The organism is Bosea sp. ANAM02 (assembly GCF_011764485.1).
Classification (GTDB): Bacteria; Pseudomonadota; Alphaproteobacteria; order Rhizobiales; family Beijerinckiaceae; genus Allobosea.
Genome location: NZ_AP022848.1, coordinates 4,295,123 through 4,310,813 on the forward strand (window position 1 = coordinate 4,295,123; position 15,691 = coordinate 4,310,813).

General features: G+C 66.9%; 15 protein-coding genes. 10 read left to right on the plus strand and 5 right to left on the minus strand.

The window, feature by feature from the left end; translation table 11 throughout:
• Positions 1-142: 142 nt before the first annotated feature.
• From OCUBac02_RS20520 to OCUBac02_RS20535, 4 genes are all read left to right on the plus strand, one after another.
• A complete protein-coding gene (locus OCUBac02_RS20520; protein ID WP_173049746.1) occupies positions 143-1,558 on the plus strand; it encodes a mannose-1-phosphate guanylyltransferase/mannose-6-phosphate isomerase in 1,416 nt (471 codons plus the stop codon).
• 145 nt (positions 1,559-1,703) lie between these two features.
• Entirely contained in the window at positions 1,704-2,996 is a 1,293-nt protein-coding gene (locus tag OCUBac02_RS20525) for an MFS transporter (protein WP_173048241.1), read from the plus strand.
• 147 nt (positions 2,997-3,143) lie between these two features.
• Positions 3,144-4,091, plus strand: a complete 948-nt coding sequence (locus OCUBac02_RS20530; RefSeq protein ID WP_173048243.1) for an N-carbamoyl-D-amino-acid hydrolase — start codon at positions 3,144-3,146, stop codon at positions 4,089-4,091.
• A 28-nt stretch (positions 4,092-4,119) separates the two neighbouring features.
• Positions 4,120-4,971, plus strand: coding sequence for an NHL repeat-containing protein (locus tag OCUBac02_RS20535; protein WP_173048245.1), 852 nt, complete (start codon positions 4,120-4,122; stop codon positions 4,969-4,971).
• A 20-nt stretch (positions 4,972-4,991) separates the two neighbouring features.
• On the opposite strand, the gene OCUBac02_RS20540 is transcribed toward OCUBac02_RS20535, so the two are convergent.
• From OCUBac02_RS20540 to OCUBac02_RS20560, 5 genes are all read right to left on the minus strand, one after another.
• Positions 4,992-5,666, minus strand: coding sequence for an amino acid ABC transporter permease (locus OCUBac02_RS20540; protein ID WP_047579830.1), 675 nt, complete (start codon positions 5,664-5,666; stop codon positions 4,992-4,994).
• Complete coding sequence (locus OCUBac02_RS20545; protein WP_173048247.1) at positions 5,666-6,340, minus strand: amino acid ABC transporter permease; 675 nt, start codon at positions 6,338-6,340, stop codon at positions 5,666-5,668. Before OCUBac02_RS20545 ends, OCUBac02_RS20540 begins: the two co-directional genes overlap by 1 nt.
• Before the next feature lie 8 nt (positions 6,341-6,348).
• A complete protein-coding gene (locus tag OCUBac02_RS20550) occupies positions 6,349-7,098 on the minus strand; it encodes an amino acid ABC transporter ATP-binding protein (RefSeq protein WP_173048249.1) in 750 nt (249 codons plus the stop codon).
• A 14-nt stretch (positions 7,099-7,112) separates the two neighbouring features.
• Positions 7,113-7,988, minus strand: coding sequence for a substrate-binding periplasmic protein (locus OCUBac02_RS20555; RefSeq protein ID WP_244639005.1), 876 nt, complete (start codon positions 7,986-7,988; stop codon positions 7,113-7,115).
• Positions 7,989-8,131: 143 nt separating this feature from the next.
• On the minus strand, positions 8,132-9,040 hold the full coding sequence (locus tag OCUBac02_RS20560; RefSeq protein WP_173048252.1) for a LysR family transcriptional regulator: 909 nt from the start codon (positions 9,038-9,040) through the stop codon (positions 8,132-8,134).
• A gap of 115 nt (positions 9,041-9,155) precedes the next feature.
• On the opposite strand from OCUBac02_RS20560, the gene OCUBac02_RS20565 reads away from it, so the two are divergent.
• The 6 genes from OCUBac02_RS20565 to OCUBac02_RS20590 are packed head-to-tail and all read left to right on the plus strand — an operon-like array spanning position 9,156 to position 15,688.
• Positions 9,156-10,253 (plus strand): DUF917 domain-containing protein, encoded by a 1,098-nt coding sequence (locus OCUBac02_RS20565; protein ID WP_173048254.1) that lies wholly within the window; start codon positions 9,156-9,158, stop codon positions 10,251-10,253.
• 46 nt (positions 10,254-10,299) lie between these two features.
• Complete coding sequence (locus tag OCUBac02_RS20570) at positions 10,300-11,649, plus strand: dihydroorotase (RefSeq protein ID WP_173048256.1); 1,350 nt, start codon at positions 10,300-10,302, stop codon at positions 11,647-11,649.
• 4 nt (positions 11,650-11,653) lie between these two features.
• On the plus strand, positions 11,654-12,898 hold the full coding sequence (locus OCUBac02_RS20575; protein WP_173048258.1) for a Zn-dependent hydrolase: 1,245 nt from the start codon (positions 11,654-11,656) through the stop codon (positions 12,896-12,898).
• Positions 12,899-12,903: 5 nt separating this feature from the next.
• Complete coding sequence (locus tag OCUBac02_RS20580; protein WP_173048260.1) at positions 12,904-13,566, plus strand: flavin reductase family protein; 663 nt, start codon at positions 12,904-12,906, stop codon at positions 13,564-13,566.
• Positions 13,563-14,246, plus strand: coding sequence for an aspartate/glutamate racemase family protein (locus tag OCUBac02_RS20585; RefSeq protein WP_173048262.1), 684 nt, complete (start codon positions 13,563-13,565; stop codon positions 14,244-14,246). The genes OCUBac02_RS20580 and OCUBac02_RS20585 overlap by 4 nt, the downstream gene beginning before the upstream one ends.
• A 2-nt stretch (positions 14,247-14,248) precedes the next feature.
• The gene (locus tag OCUBac02_RS20590; RefSeq protein WP_173048263.1) at positions 14,249-15,688 is read left to right on the plus strand and encodes an FAD-binding oxidoreductase; all 1,440 of its coding nucleotides are present in this window, start codon (positions 14,249-14,251) and stop codon (positions 15,686-15,688) included.
• Positions 15,689-15,691: the final 3 nt, after the last annotated feature.

Sequence of the window (15,691 nt, forward strand, 5' to 3'; positions counted from 1 at the left end):
AGATTTTGAACGGGCATGATCTCAGATCATTGCCTCGGACATTGACGTGTCCAGTCAGTGACGCGATACCCGATGTTACGCCGTCCCATCCGGCCACGCATTTTACTGCCCGTTTCACTCACAGCCGAGCTGAAGCTACATGATGACCGCTAAAATCACTCCTCTCATCATGGCCGGCGGCGCGGGAACAAGGCTTTGGCCGGTCTCACGGGACTCCATGCCGAAGCAGTTTATCCAGTTGCTCGATGACGGGCTGTCCACATTCCAGGCGACGCTGCTGCGCGTGAAGAGAGCGCCGTTCGGGCGCCCGATCGTCGTGACGAACCACGAATTCCGCTTCGTTGCGGCTGAGCAGATGCAGGCCCTCGATATCGCGGGGGACATCGTGATCGAGCCGGAGCGGCGGGATTCTGCGGCAGCCGTCGCGATCGGCGCGCTGCTGGCGCAGGCACAGGACCCTGCTGCTGTGGCCGTAGCGCTCGCCGCAGACCACGTCATCATGGATACGGCGCGTTTTCGGGCCGATTGCACCGCCGCGGGCGCGCTTGCCGCAAACGGCCTGATCATGACGCTCGGCATCGCGCCGACGGCGCCGTCCTCGGCCTATGGCTATATCGAGCCCGGCGAGCCGCTCGACGCCCCCCATGCATCCCGACTCCGACGTTTCGTCGAGAAGCCAGACGAGCCCACCGCACGCGGCTATCTCGAACGTGGTTTCCTCTGGAACAGCGGCAACTTCGTCTTCTCCGTGGCCACGATGCTCGCCGAACTGGAGCGCTTCACGCCCGACATCCTGACAGGTGCCAGCGCCGCGATCGACGCGGCGAAGACCGACCTGGATTTCATCCGCCTCGATCCTGCCGCCTTCGGGCAGATTCCCAAGACATCGATCGATTACGCGATCATGGAGAAGACCGACAAGGCCGGCGTCCTCGCCGCGAGCTTCGACTGGTCGGATATCGGGTCCTGGGATTCGATCCACGCCGTCGCCGTGAAGGACCAGGCGGACAATGTGCTGCAGGGACGCGTCGTCGCCATCGACACGGCGAATTCGCTCCTCCGCAGCGACGAGATGCTGCTCACGGCTATCGGCATAAAGGACATCGTCGCCGTCGCCACGCGGGATGCCGTCCTGATCGCACCCAAGTCCGAAGCCGGCAAAGTCAAGAACCTCGTCGAAGCCCTGAAGAAACAGAATATCCCCGAGGCGACAGAGCATCTGCGGATGTATCGGCCCTGGGGCTGGTACCAGCGCATCGATCTCGGACCGCGCTTTCAGGTCAAGCGCATCAACGTCAAGCCCGAGGGCAAGCTGAGCCTCCAGAAGCACTTCCACCGCTCCGAGCACTGGATCGTGGTGCGCGGTACGGCGGAGGTGACGCTCGACGGGCAGGTCAGCCACGTGCACGAGAACGAGTCGATCTATCTTCCGATCGGCTGCACCCACCGGCTCGCCAATCCCGGCAAGATCGATCTGGAACTCATCGAGGTCCAGGTCGGAAGCTATACCGGGGAAGACGACATCATCCGGCTCGAGGACGTCTATGCCCGCAGCTGATCGGACTTCCGGTAGCGGCCTCCGATATGGCCCGCTTTCGCAAGCGCTGATCTGAAGCCGCCTTCGCCGCAGCGGGAACGCGCATGCTCCCGGTGCAGGCCCGCCAGCCCGCCAATCCATCTCGACCGCCCGCTGCCCTTGCCCGATGAACGAGCAGCGCAGCCATTTCGCCCGCTCGGCCCGAGAAGCGGGACAGGCGCGCGGCGACGGGATCGGGGGAACCGCCTTGAAGCTGCCTTTGTGGGGAAGCGCGCTCAGCGCCACTCTGCTCGTCCAGGTCGTCAGCTCTTTCGCCGGAGCCGCCATTCCGCTTCTCGGCCCGCTGCTGACCCTGCGCTGGGGTCTCGCGCCGGAAAGCATCGGTTATGTCTCGGCCGTGGTCTCGGTCGGCATCTGCTGGTTCCTCGCCTGCGGCAATCCGATGCTCGACCATCACGGCCCGGTGCGGGCACTGCAGATCGGGCTTGCCTTCGTGGCCACCGGCCTTCTGTTCCTGACGCAGCCTTTCGCGACGATCGGGCTTGCGGGCGCGCTTCTGATCGGGCTCGGCCTCGCGCCCAACACCCCGGCCGGCAGCCAGATCCTGATGCGCACCGCCCCCGCGGACCACCGGACACTGGTCTTCTCGATCAAGCAGGCCGGCGTTCCGCTGGGCGGGGCCATCGCGGGCTTCGCCATCGCGCCGATGGTCCTGGGGCTAGGCTTCACCGCCGCGGTCTGGACCGTCGGCACGGTCGTGCTGATCAGCGCCCTGGCCGTGCAGCCCTTCCGAAAAAGTCTGGACGCTGAAAAGGGCAGACAGAACCGGGCCTGGGCGCGAATGTTCCTCTCGCCCTCCTCGCTGTCGCGCTCGGCCCGTGTCCTGAGTTCGCATGGCTCTCTGCCGATGCTCGCGGCGCTCGGCGTCTCCTTCTCGATCACGCAGGCCTGCATCACCGCCTTCACCGCGACCTATATGGTCACGCAGCATGGCAGAACGCTGGCGCAGGCCGGGCATCTCGTCGCGACCCTGCTCGTAGCCAGCACGATCGCGCGCATCTTCTTCGGCTGGCTGGCGGACCGCATGGGCAATGGCCTCCACCTGCTCTGCCTGCTGGCCCTGGCGGCAGGCGCGGCCATCGCGCTGCTGATCGGCACGGGCAGCAGCTATCCCTGGCTGATCTATTTCTGCATGGCGCTGGTCGGGGCGACCTCGATGGGCTGGAACGGTGTGCATATGGCGGAGCTGGCGCGCGTCTCGCCGCCTGCCCTCATCGGCGACGTCACCTCCGGCGCGAGCCTGTTCGGCTTCGTCGGCTCGATCTGCGGGCCGCTGATCTTCGCGGTGATCGCCAACCGGACCGGCAGCTTCGACGGGCCCTTCCTGCTGATCGCGGGACAGCTAGCGATCTCCGGCATCGTCGCGCTCTGCTATCTTCGGAGTCGCCTGGCGGCCTGATCGGCAGATCCAATAACATGAGGTTATAGCCGATCCCGAATAAAGCATGAGAACAATGGGTGCGGGGCCTCTAGAGCTTGTCGGTGGAACAGCCACGCAGCCGTTCCCGGAGTGAACCCGATCACAGGCCACAGCAGGACATTGCCAATGCCTCGCCTCATCACCGTCGCCGCCGCCCAGTTGGGACCGATCCAGCGGGCCGACAGCCGCAAGCAGGTCGTCGACAGGATGGTCGCGCTGCTGGAGAAGGCCAAGGCGCAAGGCGCGACATTCGTGGTGTTTCCCGAGCTGGCGCTGACCACCTTCTTCCCGCGCTGGTATCATGAGGATCGGGCCGAGGCAGATCACTGGTTCGAGCGCAGCATGCCCGGCGCTGAGACGCAGGCCCTGTTCGACAAGGCACGGGAACTCGGCCTCGCCATGAGCTTCGGCTATGCCGAGCTGACGCCCGAGGGGCGGCATTTCAACAGTTCGATCCTGGTCGATCGCAGCGGCCGGATGGTCGGCAAGTACCGCAAGGTCCATCTGCCCGGCCATGTCGAGTTCGACACCGAGCGGGCGCATCAGCATCTCGAGAAGCGCTATTTCGAGCCCGGCGATCTCGGCTTCCCGGTCTGGGAGTTCGAGGGCGGCCTGTTCGGCATGGCGATCTGCAACGACCGGCGCTGGCCCGAGACCTATCGCGTCATGGGCCTGCAGGGCGTCGAGATGGTCGTGCTCGGCTACAATACCCCCTCCGCCAACTCGCAATCGCCGAACGAGACGACGGCCGACCGGCTATTCCACCATCGTCTCTCGGTCCAGGCCGGCGCTTACCAGAACTCGACCTGGGTCGTGGCCGTCGCCAAGGCCGGTAACGAGGACGGCTATCCGCTCTTCGGAGGCACGCTGATCGCGGCCCCAGACGGCAAGATCGTCGGCGAGCTCGACCATGAGGAGGACGGCGTGCTCGTCCACCCCTGCGATCTCGACGATACCCGCTTCGGCAAGGCGACGATCTTCGACTTCGCTAGGCATCGCCGCATCGAGCATTACGGCCTGATCACCGAGCGGACCGGCGTCGGCGCCCCACTCGGAAAGCCGGAGGGCGCCTGAGCGCCTATGTTGCAGATATCGGGTCAGGATGAAAACGGAACTGCGCGTCGCGCTCGGCGACAGGCACTACGGCATCGAGCGCCCCTGGGGCGCCCTGCCCGCGACACCGGGACGGATCACCGACCTCGCCATCGGGAAGGACGGGCTTGTCCATGTCCTGCTGCGCCGCGACAGCGCCGTCGATCCAGCGGGGCCGTGCGTCGTCACGCTCGCTAGCGATGGCGGATTCGTCCGGAGCTGGGGCGAAAAACTCTGCGTCGACGCCCATAAGATCGCGACGGCGCCCGATGGCGGCCTCGCCATCGTCGACCGCGACGCGCATCGCATTCTGTTCTGCGACGTCGAAGGCCGGGTGCGCCGGCAGATCGGCGAGAGCCATCGGCCGGGCTGGCCCTTCAACCACCCGAGCGATATCGCCTTTGCGCCGGATGGCGGCTTCTACGTTGCCGACGGCTATGGCAACGGGCGCATTCATCGCTTCGACGCCAGCGGCAACCTGCTCACGAGCTGGGGCTCGGTCGGGACGGCGCCGGGCGCCTTCCTGACGCCACATGGCATCTGCGTGCTCGGCGACGGGCGCGTCATCGTCGCCGATCGCGAGAACAGCCGCGTCCAGAGCTTCACGGCCGACGGCGCGCTTCTGGCCGTCTGGGATGCCTTCCTGCGTCCGCAGGATGTCGTCGCCGATGCCGAGGATCGCATCTATGTCTGCGATTCCATTCCGACACTGAGCCTGCTCTCGGCGGATGGCGCGCTGCTCGGGCGCTGCCGCCCGATGCTCAATGGCGCCCATGGAATGTGGCTCGGACCTGACGGTGACATCTTCCTGGCCGAGACCAACCCGAACCGCATCACGCGGCTTTTCCCCGTCGCCGGTTGAGGCAACGGGCGAGACCGCCCTCAGGCGGCGGACATGGCCGTGCGGTTCTGCAGGCGCGAGACCAGCCGCACGAAGGGCCAGAACATCAGGAAATAGACGATCGCCGCCGCGATCAGGGGCGTCGGATTGTAAAGCAGCCCCTGGGCGAGCTGGGCCGAGCGCAGCAATTCCTGCAGCGCGACGGCCGAGGCGATCGAGGTCTGCTTCACCAGCTCGACCGTGTTGCTGATCAGGTCCGGCAGCACGTTGCGTGTGCCCTGCGGCACCACGACATGGACCATGCTCTGGTACCAGCTCAAGCCGGTCGAACGCGCGGCCTCGCGCTGGCCCTTCGGCACGGATTCGATGCCGGCGCGGAAGATCTCGGCGAAGTAGCTGGAGCCGTTCAGGGTCAGCGCCAGCACGGCGGCGGTGAACTCGTTCAGCTTCAGGCCGAGGAAGGGCAGGCCGAAGAAGATGAAGATCAGCAGCACCAGCGGCGGGATCGCGCGCAACACGTCGACATAGGCGATCAGCAGGAAGCGCAGCAGCTTGTTCGGCACATCCTGCGCCATGGCGATGGCGATGCCCGAGAGAACCGAGAGCGGCACCGCAACGGCAGCCAGCGCCAGCGTCATCCAGAAACCCTGCAGCAGCAGCGGCCAGACTTGGCGGAGGACGTCGATATTGAAGAAGGTCGTGACGAGATCGTCCATCATGACCTCGGATGTGCATAGGCGTGCTCGAGCCAGCGCGTGAAGCGCACGAAGGGCAGGAACAGCACGAGGAAGAGCAAGGCGCCGACGGTCAGCGCGGTCGGATTGGCGACGTTGGACTGGATGCTGGAGGTCACGTTGAGCAGCTCCGGCACGGCCACGACCGAGCCCAGGGTCGTGCCCTTGCTGATGCCGATGGCGCGGTTGGTCAAAGGCGGGATCGAGATGCGCACGACCTGCGGCAGGATGATGTAGGCGAGCGTCTTCGTGAAGGAGAGCCCCGTCGAACGGCCGGCCTCCCACTGCCCCTTCGGCACGGCGTTGATGCCGGCCCAGAAGATCTCCTCGGCGAAGGCCGAGAGCACGATCGCCAGCGCCAGCACGGTCGCGGTCATGGGCTCCAGCACCAGCCCGAAATAGGGCAGCGCGAAATAGGCCAGAACGATCAGCACGAGCTGCGGGATCGAGCGGAAGAAGTCGATATAGAAGATGATCAGCCAGTTCAGCGGCCGGATGCCGTAGAGTCTGAGGACCGCAAGCGCGAGGCCGAGCGGGATGCCGATCAGGACCGTCAGGATCGACATCTGCACGGTGATCAGGAAGCCGCGCAGGATGTCCGGCCAATAGGCCGCCATCAGCGAGAAATCGAAGAAATAGCGGACTATCTGGTCCATACGCGCCGTCAGCCGTGCGAACGCATGACGAAGTCGCGGATGCGCTGGTGCTGCGGGTTGACCAGGATCTCCTGCGGCGTGCCCTCGGCCAGGATTGCCCCATGGTCCATGAAGACGACGCGATCCGCGACATCGCGGGCGAACTTCATCTCATGGGTGACCACGATCATGGTCATGCCCATTTCCTTGGTGCGGACCATGACGTTGAGCACTTCGCCGACCAATTCGGGATCGAGCGCCGAGGTCGGCTCGTCGAAGAGCATGACCTGCGGCTCCAGCGCCATCGCACGGGCAATGCCGACGCGCTGCTGCTGGCCGCCGGACAGCTCGGCCGGATAGGCATCGGCCTTGTGAGCGAGGCCGACGACTTCGAGATGATGGTGGGCCTTGGTCTCGGCCGCCTCCTTGCTCAGCCCGACGACCTTGCGCAGCGCCAGCGAGACGTTCCCCAGCGCCGTCTTGTGCGGGTAGAGATGGATACCCTGGAAGACCATGCCGATGCCGCGGCGCAGGCGGTCGAGATCGACCTTCGGGCCGGTGACCTCATGCCCGCCGACACGGATCGTGCCCGCCGTCGGTTCCTCCAGCCGGTTGATGCAGCGCAGGCAGGTGCTCTTGCCCGAACCGGAGGAGCCGACGATCACGACGGCCTCGCCCTTGCCGACCCTGAGGTCGACGCCGCGCAGAACCTCGACCTGGCCGAAGCTCTTGCGCAGCCCTTCGATCGACACGATCGTCTCGGGCGATGGGGCCGTCATGACGGGCGTCGAGGTCACTTGCAGGCGGCCTTGTGCGGGGTCGCGTCGTAGCCCTCGAAATCCGGCGCGCCGATGCCCGGATAGACCTTGCTGCTGGAGGAATCGGCCGCCGGCTTCACGCCGAACCACTTCTCGTGGATCTTGGCGAGGGTCCCGTCCGTCTTGATGCATTCCAGCGCCGCTTCGACCTTGGCGCGGAAGGCGGTGTCCTCCTTGCGGAAGGCGATGCCGAAATTGCGGCCGCCGTCGAGGACATAGGCGACCTCGGCCATGGGCGACTGCGTCGAGACATAGCGCGAGACCGGGACGTCGGCGACATTGGCGAAGGCGCGCCCGATCATCACGGCCTGCACGGCGTCGGCATTCTTGTTGTAGCGCTGGATAGTGTAGCCGTACTTGGCCTCGTTGTCGGTCAGCCACTTGTCCGAGATCGAGCCGTTGTTGACGGTCAGCGCCTTGCCCTTCAGCTCCTCCAGATTGGCGATCTTGGCGCCCTTCTTGACGAGGAAGCCGAGGCCCGTCGGCATATAGGGCTCGCTGAACAGCATCTGCGCGGCGCGCTCGGTCGTGATGTTGGTCGGCGCCGGGATCATCTCGTAGCGCTTCGAGAACAGGCCGGCGAAGATCGCCGAGAAGTTCGAATCCGTCACGTCGACGCCGGGGCGCCCGAGCTGCTTCGCCAGCGCGACCGACATGTCATAGGTGAAGCCGGTGGTCTCGCCGGCCGGCGTCTTGAAGCAGAAAGGCGCGAAGCCGAGATCACAGGCCACTTTCAGCTTCTCGCCCTGCGGATGGTCGGCATCCTGCGCCATGGCCGGCATGGCGAGCAAGGCCGCGAGCATGGCGCCCGCGGCGACGGCACGCGTCAGCTTGATCGAATTCAGCTTCATGATTCCCGCTCCCGTTATCGTGGTGGTTCCACCGCGATCGCTGCACCCCTTTCATGCAACAATCCGGCCACGTCCAAGAGGAGCCTAACAGGGCAAAATCATGCCCAGCCAATCATTTATTGTCGGGCTGCCATAACCTGATGTTAAGCCTCGTCGCCGGCGGGAGGCGGGGGCACGATGCCGCGCAGGATCTCGACGAAGGCATTCGCCGTCCGCGACAGCGGCTCGAAGCGCGGCGTCAGCAAATGGGCGCGTACCCGTGTCTTCGGGGCCAGCGGCCGCGACACCAGTTCCGGCCAGGTCCGCCCGCGCAGCACGAACTCGTCGACGACGGCGATGCCGGCGCCGGCCCGCACCATGGCGCAGGCGACCGGCGTGAAGCGCACGACCGTGCTGATCCTCAGCGGCGCGGATTTCAGGGTGAGCGCGCGACCGACCACGTCGCCATAGGGCGTCAGCGGGCCGAAGCCGATCAGGGGATAGGGCGCGAGATCGGCCGGGCGGACGACGCGCAAGCGTGCCAGCGCATGATCGCGCGGCATGATGACCATGAGCCGCCCTTCGGTGAGCACCTCCATGTCGAGCGTCGGCTCGTCGACCGGCAGGATCGAGACGCCGAGATCGGCCCTGCCGGCCACGACCTTGGCGATGATCTCGAGGATGGTCAGCACCTCGAATTCGACGCGTAGGTCCGGAAAGCGCTCGCGCAGGCGGGCGATGGCGTCTGGAACCAGGGTCTGGCCGACACTCGGGCTGGCGACGATCCTGACCGAGCCGGTGCCGCGCTCGCGCAGTTCCTCGGCGAGCTCGTTGACCCTGACCACGCCCTGATGGACCTGATCGACCTCCTGGAACAGGCGGCGTGCCTCCGGCGTCGGCTGCACGCGACCGCGCACGCGCTCGAACAGGCGCAGCGCCAGCCGGTCCTCGGTATAGGCCAGCAGGCGACTGATCGCCGGCTGCGAGACCGAAAGCAGGCGGGCGGCGCCGCTGATCGAGCCGGTGATCATGATGGCCCGGAAGACTTCGATCTGCCGCAGATTGAGGCGCATGGCGATAACATCCGATTATGGTTGGCCGCATAATAAGCATGATTCATTTCACGCCTAGCGCCCTAAGCTCGCCAGCGTGCCGGCAACGACCGGAGGATGAGGTACGAGGCCGCCGATGAGACGCTTTCTGACCAGCAGGGATGTCGAGGCCGCGGTGGCCGGCGGCTCCGTCTTCGCGGCGGGCGGCGGCGGCTGGGCCGATCACGGCCGCATGCTCGGCACGGCCGCGGTCAATACCGGCAGGCCCGAGCTCGTCACGATGGACGAGATTCCCGACGACGCGATCATCGCCACCGCCGCCGCGATCGGCGCGCCGGCCGGCACGACCGAGTGGGAGATGTGGGGCATCGACTACGTCAAGGCCGTGCAATTGCTGCAGGAGGCGCTGGGCAAGCCGATCTATGGCCTGATCATCGGCCAGAACGGCATGTCGAGCACGCTGAATGCCTGGCTGCCGAGCGCCATCCTCGGCGTCAAGGTGGTCGATGCGGTCGGCGATATCCGCGCCCATCCCACCGGCGACATGGGCTCGATCGGCCTCGCCAACAGCCCGGAGGCGACGATCCAGGTCGCGGTCGGCGGCAATCGTTCGAAGAACCAGTATATCGAGCTGGTGACGCGCGGCGCGACCGCGAAGGTCTCGCCGATCCTGCGCACGGCCTCGGACATGTCGGGCGGCTTCATCGCCTCCTGCCGCAACCCGGTGTCCGCGGCCTATGTCCGCAAGAACGCGGCGCTCGGCGGCATCTCGATGGCGCTGGCGCTGGGCGAGCGCATCCTCGCGGCCAAGCCGAAAGGCGGAAACGCGGTCATCGATGCGATCTGCGACGAGACCGGCGGCTCGATCATCGCGCGCGGCAGCGTCGCCAAGAAGGACGTGCGCTACACCAACGAGGCCTTCGACATCGGCACGATCCAGGTCGGCACGGGAGCAGGTGCCCGCGTCATCCATGTCATGAACGAATACATGGCGGTGACCGATCTCGACGGTGCCCGCCATGCCTGCTTCCCGGACGTGATCACCACGCTCGACAATGACGGCCAGCCGGTCAGTGCCGGCCATGTCCGCGAAGGCATGGAGCTCTCGGTGCTGCGCGTGCCCAAGAGCAAGATCCCGCTGAGCTCCAGCGTGACCGACCCGAGCGTCTATCCGATCGTCGAGAAGGCGCTCGGCATGAACTTCACCGATTACGCGCTCGGCCGCGAAGGCTGAGCGCGCGTTTTCGCAGCCCCTGCAGGATCAACCGGATACCCCGACCATGAGCGATTTCGATCTCGTCCTCCGCGGCAATATCGTCCTTGCCGACAGGATCATCGAGGACGGCTATGTCGCCGTCAGCGGCGACAAGGTCGGCAAGGTCGGCAAGGGCACACCACCCGCGGCCCGCGAGACGCAGGATTTCCGCGGCCAGTGGATCATGCCGGGCGTGATCGACGGGCAGGTCCATTCCGGCAGCCAGGCCGATCACGAGGGCATCGGCATGTGCTCGCGTGCGGCGGCGGCCGGCGGCGTCACCGTGATGGTCGACATGCCCTATGACGAGCCGGAGCCCGTCACCAGCGCCAAGCTCTTCAACGAGAAGGTCACGGTAGTCGAGCGCGATGCGCATGTCGATGTCGCGCTCTATGCAACGATCACCATCGAGAACGGCCTACATGCCATTCCCGGGCTGGTCGAGGCCGGCGCCTGCGCCTTCAAGTTCTCGACCTTCGAGGCCAACCCGACGCGTTTTCCCCGCATCGGCGACGACACGCTCTACGAAGCCTTCAAGCTGATCGAGCCGACCGGCCTGCTCTGCGGCGTCCATAACCAGGACCAGGAGATGACAAGGCGCAACATCGCCCGGCTGATCGAGGCCGGCGATACCGGGCCGGACGCCTTCCTGCGCGCCCATACCCCGCTGGTCGAGAACCTTGCCACCGCCCGCATCTACGAGATCGGCGCCGAGACGGGGGCCCGGGCGCACGCCGTCCACGTCTCGACCTCGCGCGGCTTCGAGATCTGCAACATGTACAAGCGCGCCGGCTACAAGGCGACGGTCGAGAGCTGCGTGCAGTATTTCATGCTCAATGCCGAGGAGCACGGCCCGCGCTTCGGCGCCAAGATCAAGCATTACCCGCCGATCCGCCCGAAGGCCGAGAGCGACCTGCTCTGGAGCCATCTCGCCGCCGGCCATTGCGACTTCATCTCCTCGGACCATGTCTCCTGGGGGCTGGAGAAGAAGGGCGACCCGATGATCTTCAAGAACACCTCGGGCGGGCCGGGCATCGAGACCTTGCTGCCGGCGCTCTGGACCGGCTGCGAGGAGCACGGCCTGTCGCCGACCATCGTGGTGAAGCAGCTCTGCGAGGGGCCGGCCAAGGCCTTCCTGCTCGCCGACAAGGGGCGGCTCGGAGCCGGCGCCGATGCCGACATCACCGTGCTGGAGCCCGGCCGCTTCATCCACGATCCCGGCAAGAGCCTCTCGGCGGTGAAGTGGAGCTCGATGGAGGGCCGTGAGTTCCGTGTCCGCGTCGCCGCCACCTATGTCCGCGGCCAGCTCGCCTGGGACGGCAATGCGATCCGCAACAAGGCCGGCGACGGCCGCTTCCTGCGCCCGGCGGCTTAAGCCGATGTCGATCGATCAGGACCGGCTCTGGCGCCGCATCGAGGCGCTCTCCGCCATCACCGACCCGGAGCGTCCGTGGACGCGCCGCTCCTTCACGCCGCGCTTTCTCGAAGGGCGGGAATGGCTGGCAGCGGAATTCAACGCGGCCGGGCTGGAGACCGAACTCGATGCCGCCGGCAACCTGATCGGTCGGCTCGCGGGCGCCGATCCCGCGCTGAAGCCGATCCTGATCGGCTCGCATTCCGACACGGTACCCTCCGGCGGGCGCTATGACGGCATCCTCGGCGTGCTCGCCGCGCTGGAGGTCGCGCAGAGCTTCAGCGAGCGCGGCGACCGCCTGCGCCATACGCTGGAGGTCGTGGACTTCCTGGCAGAGGAGCCGAGCGAATTCGGCCTCTCCTGCATCGGCAGCCGCGCGCTCGCCGGCACCCTGACCGATGAGCATCTGGCGCTGACCCGCCCGGACGGCATGACCTTGCGCGAAGGCATCGCCTTCGTCGGCGGCCGACCGGACGAGCTGGCCTCGATCAGGCGGCCCGCGGACGGCATCGCGGCCTATGTCGAGGTCCATATCGAGCAGGGCCGCGTGCTGGAGAACGAACGCATCCCGATCGGCATCGTCACCGATATCGTCGGCATCCGCCGCGAGCGCATCATCGTCACCGGCCGGGCCGACCACGCCGGCGCGACGCCGATGCCGCTCCGGGCCGATGCGCTGGTCGGCGCCGCCAAGCTCGTCGAGGCCGCCTATAAGCGCGCGCTCTCGACCTCGCGGGACAACCAGCCGCTCGTCGCCACCTTCGGGCGCATCGAGGTCAGCCCCAATGCGGCGAACGCCGTGCCGGGCGAGGCCATTCTGACGCTCGAAGTCCGCTCCGGCAACGAGGCGGCGGTCAAGGCCTTCGGCGAGGCGCTGGTGCGCGACCTGCGTCCTACCCTCGAAGACCTGCGTCTCACCATCGCGATCGAGCCGATCAGCCATGTCGCGCCGACGGCCTGCGCGCCGGCGGTTCGTTCGGCCATCGCCAATGCCTCGGCCTCGCTCGGGCTCGCGACGCGCGACCTGCCGAGCGGAGCCGGCCATGACGGCGTCCATATCGCCCATATCGGCCCGGTCGGCATGATCTTCGTGCCCTGCCTGGAAGGCCGCAGCCATGCGCCTGAGGAATCGATCACGCCGGATCAAGCCGGCGACGGCGCCCGCGTGCTGGCCGAGACGGTGCGCCTGCTCGACACGCAACTGGGCTGAACGCGATGGACTGGGCCACAAGCGACCTCGCCGAACGCGATCTCTACAAGCTCCTCGTCAGCACGGTGCTCCCGCGCCCGATCGCGCTGGTCACCACCGTCGATGCGCAGGGGCGCGCCAATGCCGCGCCCTTCAGCTTCTTCAACGTCTTCAGCCATGCGCCGCCGCTTGTCGTTCTCGGCATCGACGGCCGGGGCGGCGACGAGCCCCTGAAGGATACAATGCGCAATATCCGCGAGACCGGCAGCTTCGTGGTGAACCTCGTCGACCGGGCCATGGTCTCGGCCATGCAGGTCTGCGCGATCGATTTCACCGACGGCACCGACGAGATCGCAGCCGCAGGCCTCGCCACGACGGCCAGCCGCGCCGTCCCCGCGCCGCGCCTTGCGGTCTCCCCGGTGCAACTCGAATGCCGCGAGACGGTCTCGCTTTCGCTCGGCACGCGGCATCGCAATCTCGTCGTCGGCGAAATCGTCCATCTCCATATCCGCGATGGCCTCGTCGACGAGCGGCTGCATGTCGATATCGCCAAGCTCGACCTCGTCGGCCGCCTGCACGGCGCGGACTGGTATGTCGGCCTCGGCGATCGGTTCCAGGAACCGCGCCAGACGGTGGAAAGCTGGCGCGAACGGCACCGGCCAGGCACGCCCGAGGGAGAGATGTCGTGAGCGGCACGATCTACGTCATCAATCCGAATTCGACCGAACGCGTGACGCGCGGCATCGAAGAGGCCGTGGCTCCCCTGCGCATGGCCGGCGGGCCGGCGATCGAATGCCTGACGCTGGCCGACGGCCCGCCCGGCATTCAGTCGCAACGCGATGTCGACGGATTGATCCCGGCCCTGCTCAAGCGCGCCGCGGGCCTTGAAAACGAAGCCGCCGCCTTCGTCGTCGCCTGCTTCTCCGATCCCGGCATGCACGCCCTGCGCGAGCAGAGCACGAGGCCTGTGCTCGGCATCGCCGAAAGCGGCGTGCTGACGGCGCTGACGCTCGGCCAGCGCTTCGGCATCGTCGCGATGCTGCAGAATTCGATCCCGCGCCATCTGCGCTATCTCGGCGCCATGGGCATGATGGATCGCTTCGCCAGCGACCTGCCGGTGAACCTCACCATCCAGGAAATGGCCGACGAACGGATCACGCTGGAACGGATGATCGGCGTCGGCCGGAGATTGCGCGACACCCATCACGCCGACGTGCTGGTGATGGGTTGCGCCGGCATGGCGCGCTTCCGCGAACCGCTGGAACGCGCGCTCGGCATTCCCGTCGTCGAGCCGACCCAGGCCGCGGTGACGATGGCGATCGGGCGCATCCGGCTGGGCTGGGGCGGCCGCCCCCTCGACGGAGGCTGACCATGGACAGACTCGCGACCGAGCTCGCCGGGCTGCTCGGCGAGGGGAATGTCCTCGTCTCCGCGCAGGACCAGGCGCCGTTCCTGACCGACTGGCTCGGCAAGTATCGCGGTGCCGCGCGTGCGGTGGTGCGGCCGGGCTCGACCGAGGAGGTCGCCGCCGTGATGCGGCTTTGCGCCAGCCATGGCGTGCCGGTCGTGCCCCAGGGAGGGAACACCAGCATGTCCGGCGGCGCCACGCCAGACGAGGCGGGTAAGGCGATCGTCTTATCGCTGACGCGACTCAATCGCATTCGCAATATTGATTCTGTCGGGAACACCATCACCGTGGATGCCGGCGTTGTCCTCGCGCGGGTTCAGCAGGCGACCGAGGCGGCCGGGCGCTTCTTTCCGCTGAGCCTCGGCGCAGAAGGGAGCTGCACCATCGGCGGCAATCTCGCCGCCAATGCCGGCGGCGTCGCCGTGCTGCGCTACGGCACGATGCGGGAACTCACGCTGGGGCTCGAGGTGGTGCTGGCCGACGGACGCGTCTGGGACGGGTTGACCGCCCTGCGCAAGGACAATACCGGCTACGCGCTGCGCGATCTCTTCATCGGTTCCGAGGGCACGCTCGGCATCATCACCGGCGCGGTGCTCAAGCTCTTCGCCCGGCCACAGGCGCGCGCCACGGCCTTCGTCGCCGTGCAGGATACGGCGGCGGCGCTCTCGCTGCTAGGGGTGGTCCGGGATCGCTGTGGCGACCGCGTCACCGCCTTCGAATTCATGACCGGCGATTGCCTCGCTCTCATCCTCCAGCATATCGCCGACGCACGCCTGCCGCTGGCGGAGATGCCGCCCGCCGCGGTGCTGGTCGAATTGTCGGATCAGGACGACGCCGCGGCGCTCGGCGAAAAGCTCGAAGCGGCGCTGATCGGTGGGGTCGAGGCCGGGCTCGTGATCGATGCCGCCGTCGCGCAGGACGGCACGCAGGCCCGGGCCTTCTGGCGCATTCGCGAAGGTGTCTCCGAGGCTTTGGTGCGCGCCGGCAAGGCGGCCAAGCACGACGTCTCGATGCCGGTCTCGGCCATGGCCGAATTCGTCGCGGCCGCCGATGCTGCCGTCAGGACGGCAGCATCGGGCGTCCGGCCGATCGTCTTCGGTCATCTCGGCGACGGCAACCTGCATTACAACCTGCTGCCGGGCGCGGATCAGGACCCGGCCGTCTTCGCGGTGATCGCACCCGAACTCACCCGCATCGTCCATGACGAGATCGGACGCCGGCGCGGCTCGATCAGCGCCGAGCATGGCATCGGCCAGTTGCGCGTCGCCGAGATGCCGCTGCGCAAGGCGCCGATCGAGCTCGAGCTAATGCGCTCGCTCAAGGACCTGTTCGACCCCGCAGGACTACTGAACCCCGGCAAGCTTCTGCCGGGCAAGCCCCTGCCCTCTTCCACCAGCAATTGAGGA